Origin of the sequence: Reichenbachiella sp., from assembly GCF_039969095.1 — a bacterium.
Taxonomy (GTDB): domain Bacteria; phylum Bacteroidota; class Bacteroidia; order Cytophagales; family Cyclobacteriaceae; genus Reichenbachiella.
The window spans coordinates 253633-276084 of sequence record NZ_JBDVOL010000017.1 but is presented as its reverse complement, the minus strand read 5'-3'; the positions used below and the strand labels follow the sequence as shown (position 1 = coordinate 276084).

Below are 22452 nucleotides of genomic sequence, written 5' to 3'. Positions count from 1 at the left end.
TTTATTTAATGGCTTCTAGCGCCTCTTCTTTATCTTTTTTGATTGTAATCAATTGATTCAATCCTAATATTTCAAACACTTCAAATACCTTCGGCATCATCCCGTAGATCACAAATTGTATCCCTTCGTTTTCTAAATCCTGAATGATGGACATAAATACACCTAAACCAGCTGAAGAGATGTATTCGAGCTCAGCTAGATCCACTATAATCTTTTTGCTAGCCGCCATGGCATTCTTCAAACTTTCTTCCAAATGAATGGAGGAAGAAGCATCTACCTCACCACCAATTGAAAGCTGGTAGTAAGCTGGATCGTCATTGATATGATTATCTATTTTTATCATTCTAATTAAATTTCACAATTAAAAGGGTGTAGTCATCATTCAATGATTCCTTACCACAAAATTTGTAGAGATCTTTGATTATACCTTGTTGAATAGTAGAAGGTGATTGGTCGGCGTGCCTGGTCAATGCACTTTGTAATCTTTCATAGCCAAACTGCTCCTTTTTATCGTTGCAGGCTTCGGTTATCCCGTCGGTATACAATACCAAAACGTCATTGGTCTGATATGTAAACTCGTTAACCTGTACGTATTTATGGAAATTGAAGTTTCTTAATATTCCTAATCCCAATCCGCGATTCTTAAAATATTTCGTTTCCTTCGTCTGGGCACTATAATAAAGCGAAGGACAGTGACCAGCGCGAGCGAATTGTACTAGTTTCTTTTTACTATCAATCACAAAAAAGGAAACTGTGATAAACGAAGTACTTTCTAAACATCTGCTCAGTGCGTTGTTGGCATGAACCAAAAATTCTTTCGGGTCGAGGTCGAGTTGTACCAAGCTTTGGAAAACACCCTTCATTTGTGCCATGTGGAAGGCTGCTGAAGTTCCTTTGCCAGAAACATCGCCTATAATCAAAGCAGTTCGTTCTTCGTCCAAAGGATAAACGTCGTAATAATCTCCTCCGACTTCATCTGCCGCTTGCGAATAGGCATGAATATCGTATGCCTCGCAAGGTTCAAGTCTATCAGGCAATAGTTTGTTCTGAACTCGATTGGCAATTTTAAGTTCTTCTTTGTAACGTTCGTTAACGATGGCGTCATTTAGAAGACGAAAATTTTCTACAGAAATACTGGCCTGATTTACGAACGTATCAATGATGTCAATCATCTCTTTGTTGAAGCCGTCGTTCACTTCCTTAAGCAAGGCTAGCACACCGATTTTTTCTCCTTTTACTGTTACTGGAAATTGTAAGATCGATCTGAAGTTGACCTCTTTGAGATTCGCTGAGATTTTGAGTGACTTCGGATTTCTGTCGAAGTCAGAATTTAATATTTTTTTAAAGCGACTGTTGTTTACCGCTTTACTAATTACTGGAATCAGTTCTTTATCCAAATTGTGGGTTAAGGTGACTTCTACGTTTTTACTTGGGTCAGAAATTTGTAGCCAAGCTGCCTCAGAGTACACCGCACTGACCGAACTGTCAAGTAAGATTTCATACACTTTCTCCTCACTTTCTCCGGCAGGAATCGATTGACTCAAACGCTGGAAATTGACCGCTTCTTCTAATTTTTTTTCGAATACTGAGGTGGTTGGCAGATTAAAAAGAATGACCAGCAAGGCAATCACACAATAGACTATGATAAATGTAATCAACGCTAAAATGAACACACTATCTAATAAATCTCTCACCAGTTGAACCTTCTCCGAGAAGAACATCAAGGTCTTAAAGAAGTACCAGATGTAAATAATAACTAACAGCACGAAGAGAATACTGCGCCACTTTTGTTTGAAATTCAGATAGGCAATCCACTTTAGGTTAAAGGAGAGATACAATCCAATTAATACAAGAATGGCATAAACAGATAAAAACGCAGGATCTTGATAATCATGCGAAAACAAATCGAAAATCAATGTACCCAAAAGTGCATATTCATAGAGCTGCCAGGTAGCCAAGAGCGTTTTTGATTTTTGATATAGAATCAATCGTTTCCAGACTATGAAAGTCGACACCAGAAAGGCAATGATCAGCCCAATGTTGATGTGGTAGAGAAAATTGATCACCAGTGTATTGCTACCGACTTTGCTGGACGCGAAAATGGTGAAGAAGAATTCGATACAAAGTGTAACTACAGTGGCAATGAGACCTGAGACAAATACGCGCCAGAGCAGATCGACAAAATTGACGCTTTCGGCTTGTCCTATATTAAAGCGATAAAAAAGGATAAGTGAGATAATAAATAGAGCCAAAAGAGCATTCGACACAAAAGGCGGGAAACCAAAGGCAATGCCGTTGAGCTCACTAAATAGCGCCATTAGATCTACTATGGTGAATAGTGACCAGAAAATAATCCCAAGGATTACACTTAATCTAATGATGCCTTTTTGTGAAATCATTCAATGAGTTGATAACCGGGGCAATTTAGCTCAAACCTTATAGGTTTTCAAAACCTATAAGGTTTACTATTGATCTATGATTAGATCTGGCTAGCTTCATGACTGGTATGTAGAACATTGAGTATGTCAATCGTATTTTCATTGATTTCATAAATTATACAATAACTCCACTTGAGTATCTTCTTATTTTTCCTTGATTATTGGGATAGTATTCATCTGCTTGAAATTTTTCTTGAAAGTGGATTAATTTTTTTGAGGAGTTAATAATTTCTGTTCTGACTTTTTGTGTCGCAGAGGGAGATTCCTGCTTGATATAATTATGATGATATTTCAATGATTCTTGAGCCCTTTTCGGCCAAATCACTTTTTTCCTGTTCACCAGTTTTTAGATTCTTTTTCTAAATCTTCATTACTGAGAAAGTCTCCTTTTTCTATTTGTTTTCTGGATTCATCAATGGCCTCAACAGATTCATCCATTGACATTTTTTTATGCGGGCCTTCTGACTTTTGCAGCAAAGTGTAAATGGCCTCTAATTTGGCTCCATCCGTTATGGAATCAATAGCTTGATGAAGTTGTAACTCTGCTACGTTCATGACTAAAAGACTTTTATCAAAGTGAACGAATTGGTGTTAATTCTATTTCATGAAGGTTCGTAAGTAACATTCGAACTAGGTAGAAAGAACACCTACATAAGGTCTAAGGATTTATTAACTTATATTTACTATATAGAATACCTGACATTTTTAATAAAGCTGAATTATTATGTTTATGGATGCAATACTAAAAATGCAAATGCGCTATTCCTTTCTTTTGATTGTTTCAATGGTTTTCCTGTATTCTTGTATAGACCTTTTTCAATATAGTCCAAATGCTATTTCATTGGATGAGTCTCAGAAAGATCTCAATAGAAAAAACTATGAAGAGCTTCTAAGCAAGGAAGGTGACGATACTGTCCGTTTTGTATTTGCTGCAGATACTCAATTTGCTACAGATGAATTGAAAATACTGGTTGATCAGCTTAATAATATAGAAGGGATCGATTTTATGTTGTTAGCAGGTGATTTAGTTCAGAAAGGCACTAGTAAAGAATACAAATGGTTACATAGAGAATTGGAGCGGTTGAATATACCATATTTTGGAATTGTAGGAAACCATGATTTTGAGAGAAATGCTGAGAATATTTTCGAGGCCATGTTTGGCGAAAGAGATTTTTCTTTTGAGTACAAACACACAAAATTTATTTGTATCGATACTAACTCAAAAGAATGGAATTGGAATGGGAAAGTTCCTGATATATCATGGCTGCAAAGTGAAATAGATGCGGCTGATGCAAATGACGATATTGATAAGGTTTATGTCATTTCTCATGTAGCACCTTATGATCATGTGTTTTTTGATGCCGAACTTGAGTATGATTTTGCCAATGCCATAGGCTCAAGCCCTAAAGTCATAGCCTCCCTTCATTCGCATAGCCACAAATGGAAGATATCACGACCTTACCCTGATAAAAAGATTTACCTGCAAGTAACTAGTGTAAAACAAGTAAAGGAAAATAAATGGTGGCAAAGAAGTTATGGACTTATCTCTGTCTCGGACACCACTATTTTTAAGTATAAAATTTACTAGCCATGCGCATTTTCATCTTTTTGCTTGTAATGTGTATTGCAGTTCAGGCTAATTCTCAAGACATTCATTCTTCAACATCTGATTCTTCGACTACTTCTGAGGATAGAAAGTGGTACGTTCCAAGTCATGCCAACATTCAGTTTGCAGGTGGAATTGGTATGTTTTCAGCTGGAGTAGGCTATTTGTATGGTAAAACCAATCATTTTCAATCGGACTTTTATTTTGGATATGTACCTGAATCGAAGGCAGGAAAGCACATGTATATTTATACATTAAAACAGACTTTTTATTTTTTGGAGTATAATTATAAAACATTTCAATTATACCCATTGTCATTAGGACTGACGGTGAATATGAGTAATATCACCTCACCAAATACTGATACTTATCCTATTGTTCCGTATAATTTTATGTTTACTGCCTTCATGGGTGGAAAAGTGGATAAAAAAATGGCCGCAGGGCCTTTTAGCAGAGTAGGCTTTTTTTATGAAATAGGAACTAATCAAGTTGAGGTCGAAGCTTTAATTCGGAATCCTGCGACAATAAAATTCTCTGAGATATTTAATTTAGGGCTAGGCCTTAATTTCCGTTTTAAATAGTTGATTATAAAAAGAAAAACTTTCAAAATACCATCCTGTCGTACTACAGAGATAAATTTCAAAGCCCAATCAATTGATTGGGCTTTGAAATTTTATTTTCTTACCTACTATAATTCGGTGCCTCTCTTGTAATCTGAATATCGTGTGGATGTGACTCTGCCATGCCTGCACCTGTGATTTTTACGAATTTGCCTTTTTTCAGGCCTTCTACTGTGGAAGCTCCAGCGTAGCCCATGCCTGCTTTTAGTCCGCCTGTCAGTTGATAAAGTACTTCAGCCACCATGCCTTTGTATGGTACGCGACCTACGATACCTTCTGGTACCAATTTTTTCACATCGTCTTCTGCATCCTGGAAGTAGCGATCTTTCGACCCGTCCTCCATGGCTTCTACAGAACCCATGCCTCTGTAAGTCTTGAATTTTCTGCCTTCATAGATGATCACTTCACCAGGAGCTTCTTCTGTACCACCTAGAAGTGAACCAATCATGATACAATTCGCACCAGCTACTATCGCCTTCACAAAGTCACCAGAGAATCGGATACCACCATCTGCAATGATTGGAACACCTCTGCCTTCGACGGCTTTGGCTGCTTCGTAGACAGCAGAGAGCTGTGGCATGCCTACGCCAGCAATAATTCTGGTGGTACAAATACTACCAGGCCCTACACCCACTTTGATAGCATCAGCGCCAGCATCAGCCAAGGCAACTGCAGCTTCGGCAGTAGCGATGTTTCCTACGATCACATCCAAGTCTGGATAGGCTTTCTTGATGGTTTTACAGGTATCAATCACTCCTTTAGAGTGTCCGTGAGCGGTATCAATTGATACGACATCTACACCTGCTTCAATCAGTTTTTGAATTCTTTCTTTGATATCTGGTGTTACCCCCACAGCTGCACCTACTCTTAGTCTACCAAATTCATCCTTACAGGCGTTAGGCTTGTCCTTGTTCTTAAGGATATCCTTATAGGTGATGAGTCCAGTCATTTTGCCTGACTCATTCACGATCGGCAGTTTTTCGATTTTATATTCTTGCAAGATTTCTTCTGCTCCTTCCAATCCAATGCCGTCTTTGGCAGTGATTAGATTGTCTTTGGTCATGATCTCTTTGATTAAGAGCTTTTTGTTTTTTTGAAATCTCAAATCACGGTTGGTAATAATACCTTCCAAAATCTTATCCTTGTTAATCACAGGAATCCCGCCAATTTTATGTTCTTTCATGGCAGCCAAGGCATCACCTACCGTTGCATCTCCGTGAAGTGTAACAGGATCGAGAATCATTCCGCTTTGCGATCGTTTCACTTTGCGAACCTGAGCCGCTTGTTTTTCGATGGTCATGTTCTTATGAATAAAACCAATACCACCTTCCAAAGCCATGGCAATGGCCAAGTCAGATTCAGTTACGGTATCCATCGCAGCTGAGACCAAAGGAATGTTTAATTTGATGTTTTTCGTGAGATAAGTACTTGTGTCTGTATCTCTGGGTAAAACTTCTGAATAACCTGGGAGCAGAAGCACGTCATCGTAGGTGAGCGCCTCAAAAACCAATTTAGAACTGTCGAAATGCATGTGCAAATAAGTGTTTTTATTTGCCGTGCAAAACTAGGGTCAAAAATGTTATGAATATGCATGAACCCTTAGATTATTTTTTGTGTTGAGGCATTTATTTATATCTATTCTAAATAAGAAATGACATGATTCTTGTCATATAATATATTCCTTTTTGGGTTAATTTTGCCTGTTCGAATAGTAAGTGTATGCACAATCAATTCAAGGCGGTCAGTTTATCATATAAAAACACGCCAGTTGACGTACGGGAAATGGTGGCATTCGATGAAACGCTAAGCAAGCGGCTTCTCGAATTGATAGAAGATTATGCAGATATCTCAGAAGCATTGATTATTTCTACATGCAATCGCACAGAAGTTTATTATTCTTCTCCTTCAGACCATTACGAAACCATCATCAAATTGATAGGTATCGTAAAAGGCATGTCTGACATTTCAGCTTACAAAAAATATTTTTCTAATCTTAATGAGCATAAGCAAGCCGTTTTGCATTTGTTTAATGTATCTATAGGATTGGAAGCTCAGGTTGTAGGAGATTTACAAATCATCAACCAGATCAAATCAGCTTATCAATTAGCAGCTGATCAAAATATCATCGGCCCTTTCTTACACAGATTATTGCATACAATCTTCTTTACAAATAAGCGAGTGGTACAAGAAACTGCCTTTAGAGATGGGGCGGCATCTGTGTCGTATGCTGCAGTTGAGTTGATTAATGAATTGACCATCGCTCATGAAAAACCAAATATTTTGGTTCTTGGACTGGGTGAGATTGGTGAAGATGTGGTTCGTAACCTAGAGCACGTAGATGAAAAAGAAGTAGTCATTTGCAATCGAAGTATTGAAAAAGCAAATGTCTTGGCGGAAGAATTTGATTATGCAGTCATACCGTTTGAAAATCGCCAGCAAGCCATACTTGATGCTGACGTAATCATTTCGTCTGTTCGTGTGGAGAGTCCTCTTATTACTAAAGATACTTTTGGTAACCATAAGGTCTTAAGCCATAAATATCTTTTCGATTTGTCGATGCCTAGAAGTATTGATCAGGATATCGAAGAGGTGAACGGATTATTACTTTATAATATTGACAGCATTCAAGCTAAAGCCACAGAAGCGTTAGAAAAAAGATTGGCAGCTATTCCTGATGTTAAAGGGATTATCGCTGAAGCCATGGAAGAATTTGGCAATTGGTCAAAAGAAATGGAAGTTTCTCCTGTGATCAACAAATTGAAAAATGCGCTTGAAGATATTCGTCAGACAGAAATTGCACGCCATCTTAAAAAGGCAAACAGTGCCGAAGCTGAACTGCTTGACAAAGCGACGAAAAACATGATGCAAAAAATCATCAAATTGCCAGTGTTACAATTGAAAGCGGCTTGTCAAAGAGGAGAAGCAGACTCATTGATAGAAGTTCTAAACGACTTGTTTAATCTTGAAGAACAGTCGGAAAAAATTAAATCCAAAGGGTGAGTATAAAACCAATTGTCACCTATTTAACAACCTTTCTTCTTACAGCTTTTTTACAATTTCAAACAGAAATTGTGCTTTGCCAATCTTCTTTTGAATTTTATCAGGAGAATAATAAAACAGGTCTTAAAGCCTCGGATGGTCAAGTACTCATTCCAGCTATTTATGATCAGGTAGGTTGGAGTCATGGATTGAGTATGCCTGTCAATGATGTGATCGGTTACAAAAATGATCACTGGGGGCTTATATCCACCAACAATAAAGTAATCACAAGTCCAAGGTATTATTCGCTGCAAGCTTTTCATAAAAACCTGATCATTGCTTCTGTTAAAGGGAAGTTCTCCAATGAGCTTTTTTATGGAGCCATTAATTTCAAGGGAGAGGTAGTGATTGATTTTAAATATCATTCGCTCAAGCCTTTGGATGACTTGATCTTAGTTTCAGAAAGAAAAAAAGGCAAATCCTATTATGGCCTATTGAATCAACAAGGAAACCTACTCCTTCCAACAACCTTTGTTGGAATATCTTATTTTAAAGATGACCTTTTTGTTTTTACAGATATCAACAAACGAAAAGGTATCATCCACAAGAATGGATTAATTAAAATTGAAGCTACTCTGGACAGTATTGCACCAGCTTCATGGCATTATTCTTTGATAATGAAAGGTGGAAAAGTCGGAGCCATTGACTCTGCAGGTTCTGTACTTTTCAAGCCAGAATATAAATCCATACACAATTTGGATCAGTTGGAGAGATTTAAGCAATTTCAAATTTTTGATGCCAATCACAATGCTCTTAAATCTTTTGATTGCGATACACTGTTTGAATTATCGTCAGACTTAATGGCAATTGTACGTAATAACTTTTATGAAATTTTAAATACTGAATTTGAAGTAGTGTATAGAGGTCAATCCCTTAAAAAATTGGCAGCCTTTCGTAAAAATTTGATCTTAAAAAATGGTGTGTATCGCATTGTCAAATACAATGGTGAGTCTGTGAACGCGCATGGTTTTGACACTTTACTCTACGATGACAACTACCTGTATGGAAAGAGCAATGGTCTATGGGATATTTATAACAAGTTTGGTTCCAATATCTCTACACTCAACTTTGATTCTGTTTTGGTTGGAAGTAATAACTTAATCCCAATCAAAAGAAATGGGTATTGGGGATACATAGACCATTCTGGTAAAATGGCCATAGCAGCAAAATTTGATCAGGTCGGATTGTTTAAAGGAAATATAGCTGAAGTGAATTACTTAGGTTCCAGGCGTATAATTAGCCAGTTTGGTGAGTTTATTGGTGAATCGGATTATGATAAAGTGACTATCGAAAAGGCTAATACTGCCCTAGTTGTAAAGCGTGGCCGGACCGACTTGATCAATTATCGCGGTAAAGTTTTATTTCAAACCTATAACAAGCTTTCTCCCCATATTTTCGGATACTTAGAATCTACTGCTGAAGGGAAAGTGGGTCTTATCTCACATTTGGGAGAAATCATTCTATATCCAGAATATGACAGTATCTCTGGGCCAAAAAATAAACGTTATGCCGTCGTCAAACAAGCGAAGAAAACAGGACTTGTGAATATCAAAGGGTTCTGGATTTTGCCTTTATCTGAAGAGACGCAAGAAATCTGTCATGTCAATGAAGGCTTTATCAGTATCAAAAAGAATGGTCAGTATGGCTTTGTGGATTTTGGACAAAGGCTGCTCATAGCTAATAGATACGAAAAAACTAAACCCTTCACCTCAGGCTTGGCTGCTGTTGCTTTGAATGATAAATGGGGCTTTATAGATAAGAAAGAACAGTTGATTATACAGCCGACATATACTTATGTCTCATCTTTTAGAAATGGAATTTCTCTAGTTGGAAGAGATGGAAAATTCGGAGCTATAGATGCTTTAGGTAAAGAAAAAATTAAGATCGAATTTGATACTCTTGAGTCTACTACGCATGATTTTTTGTTAGCAAAAAAAGAAAGCAAACAAGGACTATTCAATCAATTCGGAGATTTATTACTACAGCCTTCTTATTCTGATATTCGACCGACCATGGACGATCACTTTATCGTTTCTCGAAGAGGCCTGTACGGACTCATAGACTCCTCAGGGAGATATAGTATTCCACTAAAGTATTTTAGTATTCAAGAAATTTCTCGTGGCAGATATATATGTCTTGAAACTGGAGCTGCAGAATTGGAATAACTATTGATTCAGCCCTACAATAGCAGTGTATGCCTCATCAAAATTGAAGAATTTTTCAACCGCTTTTTTTATAGTTTGCTCATTAGCATTTCTCAAAGCTTCAAAATATCGGTCATAGTAAGAGACATCAAGTCCAGCTTCTTGAACCTTTTTGAATTTTTCCATCACATGAAATGGAGTGCCAATTGAAGCTAAAAAGGAACCAGATAGATAGTTGGTAAGGACTTCTATTTCTTCCTTTGGAATCGGGTCATTTAGTAATTTGTCGATTTCATTTTTGATTTCGACAAAAGTATCTTGTGTGTGGGCTGCTACTACATCAGCACCAATCATCCCAAACGAACTGTGTTTTAAATGTATTGGATAAGAATTGATTCCATAAGTATATCCTTTTTCCTCACGGATGTTTTTCATCAAACGAGAGCCAAAATATCCACCTAACAAACTGTTTGCAATTTGATAATCAAAATAGTCTTTCTGAGTCCTGTCTGGGATCAACCAGCCCATGCGAATTGAAGATTGCATGCTACCCTCTTTTTCCACATAGATTTTCCTCTGTTTAGAATAAGGTGCAATTTCTGTTTTGGAGAATACCAGACTTTTTGGAAAGGTAATCTGAGTTTCTAATACAGCTAATAATTGCTCATCTATCTGTCCGGAGATGTAAATTTTAGGTTGATGAAACAGTCGCTCTGTATAATATTTTTTCAGATCCTCAATTTGAACATTATCAATATCATCAGAACATAATGCTTGTCCATAGGGATAAGTAGAACCATAGATAGCTTCTCGCAATTTCTTAGAGGCAAATAGATTGCTTTTGTTGTCATTTAATGCAATCTGATCCTTGCGGTTGGATTTTAAAATTTCAAACTCAGGTTCTGGAAAAGCAGGCTCATTGATTAATTCATTGAGCAAGGAAATAACCTGATTAAAATTTCTTTTCAGGCCATACACCGTAATAGAAACATCGTCAAAACCTGGGCTGATTTCCAGAAACGCACCGAGTTTTTCAAAACCTTCGGTGATTTGGCGAGCTGTTTTATTCTTGGTTCCTTCGGCAAGCATTTTGGCCGTTAGCCATGAGACAGATTTTTTGGACTCAAACCAAATGCCAGCTTCAAAAACAAGTTCAATTTTAACAACAGGTTGGTCGCCAGCTTGAAGCCAAAAAATATCAATTCCAGCAGTAGAAGATTGCTGGTTGATCTTGGGTAATCCACTAAAAGCAATTTCGCCTGCTGGAGGTGCAATAGATCTATCTAGCATCAATTCACCGTCGTGTCTTGTACTTCAGCTTTGTCGAAGTTGAATAGGAGAGAAAAACGAATGGTTTCTGCCAATGGATGATTGTTGTCACCAGGAACTAGGTAAGAGAAATCAATTCCAAATTTTTGATACCTCAATCCAAGACCCAAGGTAAGATACTGTCTACCACCTTTGTTTTCGTTTTCATAAAAATAACCCAAGCGGGCTGCGAAGAGTTCTTTATACCAATACTCGACTCCTGTGGAAATCATTATTTCTTGCATTTCTTCTGAGAAGCCATCAGGTGCGTCCGTAAATGAGCCAAACATACCAGCCATGAGGTTTCGATTAGGGTCTTTACCTTTCAATATGACTTGGTCTCCATTGTTATCAATAACAGGGGTTTCACCATCTTCCTCGTAAGCATAAATAGGAGGAGTAGGAACCATCAATTTGTTTAGGTCAAGAGCAAAAGTCAATGAATTGAAAGCATCTAGTCCGACTTTTATAGCGGTTCCTACTCGAAGATTTATAGGAATAAAATCCGCATCACTTTCCGTACCATAAGTTGTTTTTTGACCGATATTGGTGATAGCTGTACCGAAAGATATTTCAGAATCTTTACCACCAATTACAATAGGATTAGTGTAATAAAACCCTAAATCAACGGCAAAGCTGGTTGCAGCTTTGGCTGCGTTGGTTCCACTTCCAATCAGGTTAGACCAGATATATCTTGCGGAAACACCTATGCCTATTTTCTCCGTCAATTTTCTGGAGTATGTTGCATCAAACGCAACTTCTCTAGGGTTTTCAGTTCCTAAATCTCCACCTATCACATCTGTTAAATGAATTTTCCCTAAGTCAAAGTATCGCATAGATACACCAACAGTTTGAATTCTATCTATTTTGTAGTAGCCTGATAAGTAGGTAAGTGACATGTCATCTACTATTTTTCCCAGCCAAGGAGAATAAGATAATGAGGCACCATAGTTATGCTCAATGAAGGCCAATTTCCCATTGTTCCAATGAACACTATTGGCATCTGGAGAAGTAGCCACACCTGCATCTCCCATACCAGTAGCTCGGGAGTCAGGGGCAAAACTTACAAAAGGCACTGCTGTTGTAATAACTCGACTACCTTCTTGACCAGAAGTCTGAGTTTGCGCAAACACAACTAGGTTAGGAATTGAAAGGATTGTTGCTAATAAAATCCTTTTGAATGTTGTTGTTGTCATAGATTTAAAAAATTAACGCACAAAGATAGCTAATTCATAATTACTATTCTTCGGAAGACTTCTCCCGACGAACCATCTACTCTACTTTGCACTTTGAGTTGATAAATATAGATTCCTTTTCTTACTCCTGTAATACCTATGGTGTTCAAGTTCCAAACTAATTCCAAAGAATGGTTCGAGACATTGTCAAAACGGTAGGTTTGAGTATATATTTCTTGACCACGCATATCCGTGAGCGTTAAGTAGGCGACTAAATCTTCTCCTAACCTATCGTGATCAAACCTAACTGTAGTTTGATCCACATCAGGGAGTATTGGGTTGGGATAGCTGATAACATTGGTGAGTTTTATTCCATTTTCCTTGGTGATGAAGAATTCAATTTGTTCAGTTGCAACATTGTTATGAATATCTGAAGCTTCGATTGACAATTCATATCGACCAGGTTCCAGGTCTTCAAGTGGATATGCAATCCATCCTTCTTGATAAGTGTCTAAAGAAGCTTCATAATACTCATTGAGTGGGACAGGTTCATTGTCATTGAGATACAGAAGCAACTCATTGCCAAAGCCGATATTTGAAATATTAATACCACTTTCATCCTTCAGGTGAACAAGTAATAAAGGAGAAGGACCAACGGTTTGTCCTGATTGAAAAGTGGAGTCGTTTAAGAAAATGGATATCTCTGGTTCGGACCGATCAGGATTGGTGACTTTTTCAGATCCCCCAACTATCACTTCTGCGAAGGCACCGTGGGCATCAGAAGTAGATAGATTATTTATAGCATAAAAGCTTAATTTTCCTTCTCCAAAAGAGTAGTTAATGTTTTTTGGAACGATGAAATCGATTTCAAATTGACCTTCTGAAACAGTTGCTTTCCCCTGAAATAAAAGAACGTCCCTAATTTCAAATGTCTGTTTGGTCGATTGATCGCCACGCGTTTGAAATTTTGTTGGTTTGTCATAGGCAGTCAATGTTACTACCCCATCAAATTTTGAGTCAAGAGTTTCATTGGTTTGAATCTCCCCACTTATTGTGTATTTACCAAATGCTTTTAAAGTGTCGAGCTCGTCCAGAGTCTTTCCATTTATTGCAGTCAGTTTTACAGTTTGTTCTGGAAATGATATTCGCATCATCGGATCTCCGAGAAGTGCGTAGTTTCTATTGCCTGGTCCAACAAGACTATTATTTTTAGTTTCCTTAATCATATCTCCCAGCCGCTTGAATTTACCTCCTACTTTTTGCATTGCAGAAAAATAGAAAGCTTCATTTAGTTTGTAGTTGGTATTTGCGTAGACAGGTCTAGCCGCTGTGATAAGTGCTATCGAGCCACCATAAGGGAGTAAAACCATCTGTTCACCTCCAGATACTCTATTTGGATAATCATAATTACCAAACTGACAAGTGGCCGTTACAAAGAGAGACATCAATAAATTATTACTTAAATCATCTATCATTAATTCATTAAAAATGTCTTCACCAGTCAGTTGACCTTCATTGCCATGACCAGTAAAATTCACAATTAAATTGCCATCGGATAAAGCACTCAAAAAGGCATCTGAAGCTTGAGGTGATTTGTTTTGTGTTTGTACGTAAGCGTCAAGATAGACCTTGTTTATATTCAGTTCTTGTCGGGTTGTATCTACATATTTGGACATTTTATCAGCATCCATTTGATGAATGTTGCTGTCTCCATCGTCTGCTATGAAGGTGATTTTATTACGCCATTTACCGTAGCCTAGAGGATTGGTTTGGTAGCGAATGATCTTGTTGACCACAGCCTCTCCAGCTTCATTCGTTTGAATGGGAATACGGCCAATACCAAGCTCCATGGTATGATCTCCAGCTTCAGTTTCTACCCACTCCCCTTCATCATCGGACATGAATCCAAAGTAATCGTCTGAAGAAAAGCTTTCTAAAGGGTCTAACGAATTTCTCGACTCATAGACGGGAACGTAATTCGTCATATCAATGCTCCGATTTTTATAATCGAATGAGCAGTCCCCAAAAAGCAGTACATATTTTAACTGATCGTATTTGTCATATTGGAACTTGATAAAATCTCGAAGAGCAGACACATCCTGCATTCCACTAGAAAACTCATTAAAGACTTGATCAACAGTTACTACCTCCACTTGCATGCCGTCGAAAGCTAGACGAAATTCAGCCAAACGATTGGCAGAAGGCAAGAAATTGGGATGTGTGATGATAATACCGTCTGCTGCAGGTAAGCCATGAAGGTTTTGATTATTAATTTTTTTAATGAAAATGGGTGATAATTCTTGACCTTCATTAAATGCAACATAGGAGGTTGATTCGTTTTCGGATTCAAATAAGACCGTTCCGTTTGACTCTTCTACTTGAATGTTTGAAACAGAAGTAGGTGAGGAAATATCCCATATTCTTGTGGTAGAACTTCCCCCAGATAGTTCAAAAGCTTGTGTACCAGAACTATTGGATCTAAACCACTGAATACTTCCTTGATTTAAGTCAAGTTTTTTCTGTAATTGTACATATACGTAATCTATATAGCCTTCTGAGATGCTTTCATTATTGAATTTGAAGTTGAGATTCAATCCATTGCTTACATTCACTGAAGAACTGGAAATAGTAAATGTATCAGATTGTGTATCTGCTCGTGGAGTATATTTATTGGTAGAAACGGGAGTCATTTGAATCGTACCAAGTTTTGAGCCATTGGCTTCGAGGTCAAAAGAAGAAGAGCTGGAAGATCCAGACAATAGACTTGTGAAGACTTGGATATCAGATTCATTGACTATTTCATCAGTATCAAAAGAAATGCTATGGCTTTTATTAGAACTATTAAATCTTTCACCATACCATTCGCGTCCAGAGTCGACAATACTGTTTTCTTCAAGTTCGTGAATTTCTAATTTTTGGTATGTTCTGGTAGTTGCAATATTCTCATCGACTATTGTGGCAACCGTCGGAGTCCGTAATCCATTCGTGTCTTTTATAGTGAGAAAATAAAATGCAGTGTCAGTATATGGATTTTTTTCAAATTGAAATTGGTTGGTACTTTGACTATAGCTCAAGTGATTAGGTGATTTGCCGTAAAAGAGAATGAAGTCATTCGCGTCAAATTTCCCATCAGATTGTCCCTTTACGAAAATGGAGTTTTCAATTAAATCAACCGGGCGGTCTGCCTCGTTAGATTGGGGAAGTATCCCATTATAGGCATTGCCATAAATGGCTATTTTTTTTGGATCGAGACCTTCTAAGTCGATCCCCATTTCTTCTAGTAGAGTATTATCTATTTTGTAAGGACCATCCTCCAAAATGGCCAATTTGTACCAACTACCACTGGAAAGCACAGAAGAATTCTGTGCTTTTACTTTTTGAATAAAAGTAAAAGCTAATAAAACGGTACAAATGATATGTAAAATTCCTTTCAACTTAATCTTATCAACGTCAACAAAGGACACTTTCGTTCCTTATGTTTTAGGAGCCATTAAATGAGTTAAAATAGATCCAACTATATACATGACAATAATTAGCGGAACAGCCACTAACTGAAAGAGAATTGCCATGATCAAACTTAAAAGCAAAAAAGCATATTTAGCTTCATTACCTTTCCAACCATACTGTTTAAACTTAAAAGCCAGCATAGGTATATCTGCTACTAGCAAAAGAGAAGTACAGATCGTAATGCCCACTAAAACCTCCCAATTGCTTACAACATCATACCACAATCCTTCATTTGCTAAATGAGCCAAGGAAATGATAAAAAATGCATTTGCAGGCGTGGGCAATCCAAAAAACCGGTCAGATTGACGCTCGTCGTTATTGAACTTGGCCAATCTAAGCCCAGACATCACTGCTATCAATATAGATAAGTATTTCCAAGGGGAGTCAGGAGCACTAATTTGTAGCAATTGATACATGACCAATGCCGGAACTACTCCAAAAGAGACCATATCGGCGAGAGAGTCCAAGTCTTTACCAATATTCGAAGTCGATTTTAATAAACGTGCAGCAAAACCATCAAAAAAATCGACTACCCCAGATAACAACGTGTAGTATAGTACATACTCCAATCTACCTTCAAAAATCTCTATGATAGCAAAACAACCAAACGCCAGGTTTAAGCTAGTTAATGCATTTGGGGTTAAGTTTCGAATGCTCATTTAGATATTGCACAAAAGGGGTTCGACACTTTTTCTTTTCCTACGGTCGTGGTTCCACCATGCCCTGGATAAACTATTGTATCGTCATCTAGCACAAATACCTTTTCATGGATACTTTTAATAAGTGTATCAAAATCACCACCTGGTAGATCTGTACGGCCGATACTTCCATCGAATAATACGTCCCCTCCAATGCAAATATTTTGTTCTTGATTCACCAATACCACATGCCCTGGCGCGTGCCCTGGAGTAAAATAAATATCGAGCTTTGAGTTGCCAAATTCGATTTGATCACCTTCATTAAAAAAGTTGTCTGCTTCAGTGTTTTCAAAATTTTGAAAACCATAAGCTGGCGCATACACTTCGACAGATTTTAAAGTGGCTTCATCTTCTTTATGAATAGTCAATGAAACGCCGTATTTCTTTTTAATAAATGCATTACCAAATACATGATCGATATGACAATGCGTATTGATAAGTTTGACTACCTTCAATTCGTTGGCTTCTATAAAGTCGGTCAGTTCATCATTTTCGGCTTGTTCATAACATCCCGGATCAATAACAATTGCTTCTTTGGTCTCGTCATAAAGCACATAAGTGTTTTCCATGAAAGGATTAAAAACAAAATTTTGTATTTGGATCATATTTATAAGTTGTAAGTCCGCAATTTTGTCGGATTATTGCTCAATCGCAAATATAACATGTACGACTACTTAATCATCGGTCATGGACTCGCTGGCGCTGTACTTTCGCAGAAATTGCTAGAAAGAGGACAAAAAATAATGGTGCTGGACGAACCAAGTAACAACCATTCATCTGTGGTCGCTGCTGGCATTTTCAATCCTATTACTGGAAGGAAAATGTTTAAAACTTGGAAAGCCAATCAGTTGTTTCCTGAATTGATGAATTTTTATCCCTCTTTGGAAACAAAGCTGAAAGCCAAATTTTATCATCCTATAGGAGTCTATCGGCCATATTTTGCCATCGAAGATCAGAATGATTGGGAAGCAAAAAAATCTGATGCGAAGTTTGAATCGTACATAGAACAGGCCACCACATCAAATACATCCACTCATCAGCTTCATGATCCTTACGGAGGGTTGTTTTTGAAACAAGCGGGGTATGTGAATATTGTGAAACTGTTGAATGCCAACAAAAATTATCTGATCGATAAGGGTAGTTATCGAGAAACAATGTTTTATGAAAAGGAATTGAAGCACGAAGGGGATTGTTTTTCTTTCGGCGAATTGAATTTTAAGAAAATAATCTTTTGCAATGGAATTCATGCTCATTCATCCGAATGGTTTCAATGGTTGCCGTTTCACCCTGTAAAAGGAGAGTTGATCGATGTAGAACTGAACAAACGTCCTCAAACCATTTACAATAGAGGCGTATTTATGCTTCCATTTGATGGAGGACATATAAGAGTTGGATCTACCTATCATCACCGTTTTGATAACATGGAACCAACCGAAGAAGGACAAAATGAATTAAAAGAAAAGTTGGGCGGATTGTTGAAAGAGTCGTATAAAATAAAAGGAAGCCGAGCGGGTGTTCGACCAGCGACCAAAGATCGCCGCCCATTCATTGGAAAACATCCAGATAATGAACATATTTATGTTTTTAATGGTTTTGGTTCTAAGGGAGTTTCTCTGATTCCACATTGCTCAAAACAATTAGTAGCATACTTGTTAGATGGGGAGGCGTTGGATACTGAAATTGATGTTAGTCGTTATTATTCTCACTATCCTGCTCGATCAAAAAAATAGCTATATGCAATTGAAAGTACTACTTATTGGTTTATTTGTCTTAACTGCTTTGACTTCTCGGGGTCAAGAGCACAGAAAGGTATTTGGCCAGAATAGAGTACAGTATAAAAGTTACGATTGGAACTATTATAGTACGGATGACTATGATGTTCATTACTATGCGCTGGGCGAAGATTATGCAAAGCTCACTATGGATTATTTGGACGAAGAATATGATAAACTGACAGATTTGTTGGGCTATGCTCCTTTTTCCAAGACTAAAATTTTCATATACAATTCACCAGTAGATCTCAAACAAAGCAACATTGGTGTGGATGGGGCAACATTTACCATTGCAGGTCAGACCAAATTTGTGAAACTACAAGTCGAAGTTGCTTATCCAGGAAGTATCATAGAATTTAAGAAAGAGCTCAAATTTAGACTTACCAAGATGCTCCTCGACGATATGATGTTCGGAGGCAGTTTAGCAGAGATGTTTCAGAGTGCCTATTTGCTTCATTTACCAGAATGGTTTATAGGAGGGGCTGCGCATTATTCAGCATATGGCTGGAGTGTGGAAATGGACGACTATATGCGTGATTTTCTCACCAAAAGGAAGACCAAAAAATTGAACCGATTGGAAGACGTTCGAGCTCAAATGGTGGGTCAGTCGGTTTGGAATTATATCGCTGTGAAATATGGAAAAAGCAATTTGTCCAATATTCTCAACCTTACTCGGATTATTAGAAATCCCGAACATAGTATTGCAAGTTCACTCGGTATCTCATTTAAACAGTTTAAGTACGAGTGGGCTGAGTATTATCGAAATGCAAATGCCACCTTGGATGCGGCTTATGATTCACCTGAAAAAGACAACAAACTAATAAACAAAACAGGAAAGGTTGCAAAACTAACGAAGGTTCGTGTAAGTCCAGATGGGAAATATTTGGCCTATGTAAACAACTATAGAGGCAAATACACGGTGAATGTTAGAAATATTGAAACTGGTAGAGAAAGAACAGCGCTTCGAGGTGGCTATCATGTGATCAATCAAGAAGTAACGCTCGAGCTACCGATCATTGAATGGATTACAGATAAAAAATTAGGGATTATCCAAAATTGGTATGGCACCAATTATTTGGTGTCTTATGACGTGCTCACCAGATCTAAGCAGCGAAAATCGCTACTCAGGTTTAACCAAATTCAAGGCATTGGATTCAATGACAATGGAAAACTGGCTGTGATAAGTGCCGATATTCAGGGTCAGAATGATCTTTATCTCATTAGTATGAGAAGAAATGCCGTAAAACGATTGACTAAAGACAAATATGATGACCTCAACCCTAAATTCATTCCTGGAACCGATGCCATTGTTTTTAGTTCTAACCGGCCAAGTGATACACTCAATTTAGAGTTAGACAACATCAATGATGCTCCTGAGGTTTTGAATTTGTTTGCTTATGACCTGGACACCACCACCAATGTTGTCTTTCGGATGACTAATACACTAAGCAATGATTATTACCCTGTACCTGTAGATAAAGAAAATGTTTTTTATCTGAGTGACCAAAAAGGAATCTACAATCTCTACAAGTATGATTTTTCAAATGGAATTTACAATCAGGTATCCAATTTTAGGACCAGTTTGCAGGAGTACGATATAAATAGAGATACCCATGATTTGGCATTTTTAATGCTCAACGATGGAAAATCGAGAATCTATCTTCATGAGAGTTATAATTTGGATCAAACCACATTTACACCTCCTACTTTACGTAATCAATTGGAACAAGTAGAATTTATCCGAAAAAGAAGAGCAGAAAAGGCTACTGATGATATGCCACAAGAAGAATTTGAACTGGGTGAGGGTCTTTTTGATGTGGAGCGTGAAGGGGAAGGTTCTTTGATTGTTGATGAACAATTGGAAGAAGAGGAAGATGAGTTTATTGATACAGATGACTATCAATTCGAAGATGAACCAGAAGATGAGGAAGATGGCCAAGCATTTTCATTTCTCACTACGTATCAAAAAATGCAAAGAGAACCAAGCGTAACGGGTCCCCATAAATATCAAACTGCCTTTTCTTCAAACAATGTGATTACCACCTTCAAAATAGACCCGGTTAGGGGCTTTGGAATATTGATGGAATATGAGATGAATGATGTCCTTGAGAATCATAAATTTTATGGAGGTTTTCTTGCGATTACAGACCTTAAGAGTGGTGATTTTTTCGCAGAATATCGCTTTCTAAAGTATACCATAGACTTGATGGCCAGATATGATAGAAATGTATATTTGGAAGAACAGTTTGATTTTTCCGGATCTGGAGATGAGATTATTCAGAAGTATAAGAAGAATACTTTTACATTGGGAGCTTCCTTACCTTTATCTGTAGCTACTCGATTTGACTTCCAGCCATTTATGACATTTACTCATTTTTATAATTTAAGTCCAGATGCCTTGCAACTGAGTAGTGCACCACAAGAGTATAAATTGGAATCACACAATACCTACGCTGGATTCAAAACGCACTGGGTATATGATAATACATTGGCCAATGGCCTGAACCTTTATGAAGGAAGTCGAGCGAAAATTTCTTTTGAGCACTATCAAGCATTGAATGACAATGCACTAACCTTTAGTAATTTTACTGTTGATCTACGACGATATCAGAAAATATCAAGAGAGTTAATTATTGCCACACGCGTGTATTTCGGGCGCTCATTTGGTAATCATCCCATGACATACATGCTCGGTGGCATGGACAACTGGGTGGCAAATGATAGTGAAAACACTGATCAGGTAAGCTCACCTCTACATTTCAGCAATACTAAAGACAATTCAGATATTTTATTTGCCCAATTTGTTAACCTTCGTGGGTTCAATTATAACGAATTCAGTGGTTCAAATGTGCTCACATTGAATGCTGAATTGCGTTTCCCAATTATTAAATATTTCTCAAGGGGGTCTATAAAATCTAATTTCTTAAGAAACTTTCAGGTTATTGGGTTTTATGATTTAGGATCTGCATGGACGGGCAAGTCTCCTTTCAATGAGGATCATGAAGTCAATACTAAGATTGTTAAAAGAGAGGGCTCTCCTTTCGAAGCTGTAATTCGCGCATCAAACAATCCATGGCTGGCTAGTTATGGTTTTGGTCTTCGCACAGTGTTATTGGGTTATTATGCCCGATTTGATTTTGCTAAACCCATGGCCGATTATGAAATTGGTAAAATGCAATTCTATCTCAGTTTAGGTTATGACTTCTAACAGCAGCCTGAATCAGTTCTATTTTTAATACTGGGCTTATTTAACGATCATTGCAGATGCTTAAATCTATGACTGGGTACGGCCATGCTAAATTTGAAAATGATCAAATGAGCATTGATGTAGAGATCAAATCTTTGAACTCCAAATTTTTGGATATTTCTACCAAGTTGCCAAAAGAAGTGGCAGCTTTTGAAAATGAGATCAAAAAAATTCTGACTGAAAAAATCGTAAGAGGTAAGGTCAATTTTAGCGTAGAGATAGCCTTGAAAAATGGCATTGGTAGCGCTGGTACACTTAATCAGTCCTTGTTCAATCATTATAAGAATGAACTGAGATCGGTTGTAAGCGAACAAGAACTATCTGATACGGATTTAGTAAAAGAGGTTCTTCGCATGCCAGATATCTTAGAGTTCACAGATACTACCAACGATCAGGTAGACAGGGATCAGCTGTTTTCTCTGACGGGTGAGGCACTAGTCGAATGTGAAAAGTTTAGAATTCAAGAAGGTCAGGCAGCAGAATCAGCGTTGGCCACGTTCGCCAAGCATATTGATGAAAAGTTAGCTCTGATTAAGCAAAAAGATCCTGAAAGGATCGAAGCTATCAAGGATAGAATCAATGAAAGTTTATCTGAGTTGGCAGCTTCAGACAAATCCGACCCCAACCGATTTGAACAAGAGCTCATATACTACATCGAAAAACTTGACATTGCTGAAGAAATCATCAGATTGCAAAATCACATTGCTTATTTCCATGAAACTTTAGCGGAGAAAGAATCTCAAGGTAAAAAACTAGGTTTTATCAGTCAGGAAATGGGTAGAGAGATAAATACCATTGGCTCAAAAGCCAACAACTCTGACATCCAAAAACTGGTGGTGGACATGAAGGATGAGTTAGAAAAAATCAAAGAACAGGTTCTCAACGTAGTTTGAAGATT

At 37.6% G+C, this 22452-nt stretch carries 16 protein-coding genes; 7 read left to right on the top strand and 9 right to left on the bottom strand.

The window, feature by feature from the left end; translation table 11 throughout:
• Position 1: 1 nt before the first annotated feature.
• The 3 genes from ABJH98_RS19280 to ABJH98_RS19270 all read right to left on the bottom strand — a co-directional run bounded on the left by ABJH98_RS19280 (position 2) and on the right by ABJH98_RS19270 (position 2993).
• Complete coding sequence (locus ABJH98_RS19280; RefSeq protein ID WP_348309416.1) at positions 2 to 343, bottom strand: STAS domain-containing protein; 342 nt, start codon at positions 341 to 343, stop codon at positions 2 to 4.
• Position 344: 1 nt separating this feature from the next.
• A complete protein-coding gene (locus ABJH98_RS19275) occupies positions 345 to 2399 on the bottom strand; it encodes a SpoIIE family protein phosphatase (RefSeq protein ID WP_348309415.1) in 2055 nt (684 codons plus the stop codon).
• 375 nt (positions 2400 to 2774) lie between these two features.
• Entirely contained in the window at positions 2775 to 2993 is a 219-nt protein-coding gene (locus tag ABJH98_RS19270) for a hypothetical protein (protein WP_348309414.1), read from the bottom strand.
• A gap of 175 nt (positions 2994 to 3168) precedes the next feature.
• Between ABJH98_RS19270 and ABJH98_RS19265 the strand changes: the two genes are divergently transcribed.
• Positions 3169 to 4026 carry a metallophosphoesterase gene (locus ABJH98_RS19265; protein ID WP_348309413.1) on the top strand — a complete coding sequence of 286 codons (858 nt, stop codon included), beginning with the start codon at positions 3169 to 3171 and terminating at the stop codon, positions 4024 to 4026.
• Between the two features lie 2 nt (positions 4027 to 4028).
• Positions 4029 to 4625 (top strand): hypothetical protein, encoded by a 597-nt coding sequence (locus tag ABJH98_RS19260; RefSeq protein WP_348309412.1) that lies wholly within the window; start codon positions 4029 to 4031, stop codon positions 4623 to 4625.
• A 100-nt stretch (positions 4626 to 4725) separates the two neighbouring features.
• Here the strand turns inward: ABJH98_RS19260 and guaB are convergent, their stop codons facing one another.
• Positions 4726 to 6195: an IMP dehydrogenase gene (guaB, locus tag ABJH98_RS19255; protein ID WP_348309411.1), complete on the bottom strand. Its 1470-nt coding sequence runs from the start codon at positions 6193 to 6195 to the stop codon at positions 4726 to 4728.
• Positions 6196 to 6383: 188 nt separating this feature from the next.
• Between guaB and hemA the strand changes: the two genes are divergently transcribed.
• On the top strand, positions 6384 to 7664 hold the full coding sequence (gene hemA / locus ABJH98_RS19250) for a glutamyl-tRNA reductase (RefSeq protein ID WP_348309410.1): 1281 nt from the start codon (positions 6384 to 6386) through the stop codon (positions 7662 to 7664).
• The gene (locus ABJH98_RS19245) at positions 7661 to 9868 is read left to right on the top strand and encodes a WG repeat-containing protein (RefSeq protein WP_348309409.1); all 2208 of its coding nucleotides are present in this window, start codon (positions 7661 to 7663) and stop codon (positions 9866 to 9868) included. Before hemA ends, ABJH98_RS19245 begins: the two co-directional genes overlap by 4 nt.
• Here the strand turns inward: ABJH98_RS19245 and ABJH98_RS19240 are convergent, their stop codons facing one another.
• The 5 genes from ABJH98_RS19240 to ABJH98_RS19220 are packed head-to-tail and all read right to left on the bottom strand — an operon-like array spanning position 9869 to position 17140.
• Positions 9869 to 11137 (bottom strand): pitrilysin family protein, encoded by a 1269-nt coding sequence (locus ABJH98_RS19240; protein WP_348309408.1) that lies wholly within the window; start codon positions 11135 to 11137, stop codon positions 9869 to 9871. It abuts the gene before it with no gap.
• Positions 11137 to 12351, bottom strand: a complete 1215-nt coding sequence (gene porV, locus ABJH98_RS19235) for a type IX secretion system outer membrane channel protein PorV (protein ID WP_348309407.1) — start codon at positions 12349 to 12351, stop codon at positions 11137 to 11139. The genes ABJH98_RS19240 and porV overlap by 1 nt, the downstream gene beginning before the upstream one ends.
• Before the next feature lie 29 nt (positions 12352 to 12380).
• Positions 12381 to 15764, bottom strand: a complete 3384-nt coding sequence (porU, locus tag ABJH98_RS19230) for a type IX secretion system sortase PorU (RefSeq protein ID WP_348309406.1) — start codon at positions 15762 to 15764, stop codon at positions 12381 to 12383.
• Positions 15765 to 15803: 39 nt separating this feature from the next.
• The gene (locus tag ABJH98_RS19225) at positions 15804 to 16496 is read right to left on the bottom strand and encodes a CDP-alcohol phosphatidyltransferase family protein (protein WP_348309405.1); all 693 of its coding nucleotides are present in this window, start codon (positions 16494 to 16496) and stop codon (positions 15804 to 15806) included.
• Positions 16493 to 17140, bottom strand: a complete 648-nt coding sequence (locus ABJH98_RS19220) for an MBL fold metallo-hydrolase (RefSeq protein ID WP_348309404.1) — start codon at positions 17138 to 17140, stop codon at positions 16493 to 16495. Before ABJH98_RS19220 ends, ABJH98_RS19225 begins: the two co-directional genes overlap by 4 nt.
• A gap of 57 nt (positions 17141 to 17197) precedes the next feature.
• On the opposite strand from ABJH98_RS19220, the gene ABJH98_RS19215 reads away from it, so the two are divergent.
• The 3 genes from ABJH98_RS19215 to ABJH98_RS19205 all read left to right on the top strand — a co-directional run bounded on the left by ABJH98_RS19215 (position 17198) and on the right by ABJH98_RS19205 (position 22447).
• A complete protein-coding gene (locus ABJH98_RS19215; protein WP_348309403.1) occupies positions 17198 to 18265 on the top strand; it encodes an FAD-dependent oxidoreductase in 1068 nt (355 codons plus the stop codon).
• 4 nt (positions 18266 to 18269) lie between these two features.
• Complete coding sequence (locus tag ABJH98_RS19210) at positions 18270 to 21515, top strand: translocation protein TolB (protein WP_348309402.1); 3246 nt, start codon at positions 18270 to 18272, stop codon at positions 21513 to 21515.
• A gap of 68 nt (positions 21516 to 21583) precedes the next feature.
• A complete protein-coding gene (locus ABJH98_RS19205; protein WP_348309401.1) occupies positions 21584 to 22447 on the top strand; it encodes a YicC/YloC family endoribonuclease in 864 nt (287 codons plus the stop codon).
• The last annotated feature ends 5 nt before the right edge of the window (positions 22448 to 22452 follow it).

Excerpts from the sequence above, each read along its gene's own strand:
- ABJH98_RS19280 (WP_348309416.1), bottom strand. The coding sequence starts at position 343 with ATGATAAAAATAGATAATCATATCAATGACGATCCAGCTTACTACCAG.
- ABJH98_RS19275 (WP_348309415.1), bottom strand. The coding sequence starts at position 2,399 with ATGATTTCACAAAAAGGCATCATTAGATTAAGTGTAATCCTTGGGATT.
- ABJH98_RS19270 (WP_348309414.1), bottom strand. The coding sequence starts at position 2,993 with ATGAACGTAGCAGAGTTACAACTTCATCAAGCTATTGATTCCATAACG.
- ABJH98_RS19265 (WP_348309413.1), top strand. The coding sequence starts at position 3,169 with ATGGATGCAATACTAAAAATGCAAATGCGCTATTCCTTTCTTTTGATT.
- ABJH98_RS19260 (WP_348309412.1), top strand. The coding sequence starts at position 4,029 with ATGCGCATTTTCATCTTTTTGCTTGTAATGTGTATTGCAGTTCAGGCT.
- guaB (WP_348309411.1), bottom strand. The coding sequence starts at position 6,195 with ATGCATTTCGACAGTTCTAAATTGGTTTTTGAGGCGCTCACCTACGAT.
- hemA (WP_348309410.1), top strand. The coding sequence starts at position 6,384 with ATGCACAATCAATTCAAGGCGGTCAGTTTATCATATAAAAACACGCCA.
- ABJH98_RS19240 (WP_348309408.1), bottom strand. The coding sequence starts at position 11,137 with ATGCTAGATAGATCTATTGCACCTCCAGCAGGCGAAATTGCTTTTAGT.
- porV (WP_348309407.1), bottom strand. The coding sequence starts at position 12,351 with ATGACAACAACAACATTCAAAAGGATTTTATTAGCAACAATCCTTTCA.
- ABJH98_RS19225 (WP_348309405.1), bottom strand. The coding sequence starts at position 16,496 with ATGAGCATTCGAAACTTAACCCCAAATGCATTAACTAGCTTAAACCTG.
- ABJH98_RS19220 (WP_348309404.1), bottom strand. The coding sequence starts at position 17,140 with ATGATCCAAATACAAAATTTTGTTTTTAATCCTTTCATGGAAAACACT.
- ABJH98_RS19215 (WP_348309403.1), top strand. The coding sequence starts at position 17,198 with ATGTACGACTACTTAATCATCGGTCATGGACTCGCTGGCGCTGTACTT.
- ABJH98_RS19210 (WP_348309402.1), top strand. The coding sequence starts at position 18,270 with ATGCAATTGAAAGTACTACTTATTGGTTTATTTGTCTTAACTGCTTTG.
- ABJH98_RS19205 (WP_348309401.1), top strand. The coding sequence starts at position 21,584 with ATGACTGGGTACGGCCATGCTAAATTTGAAAATGATCAAATGAGCATT.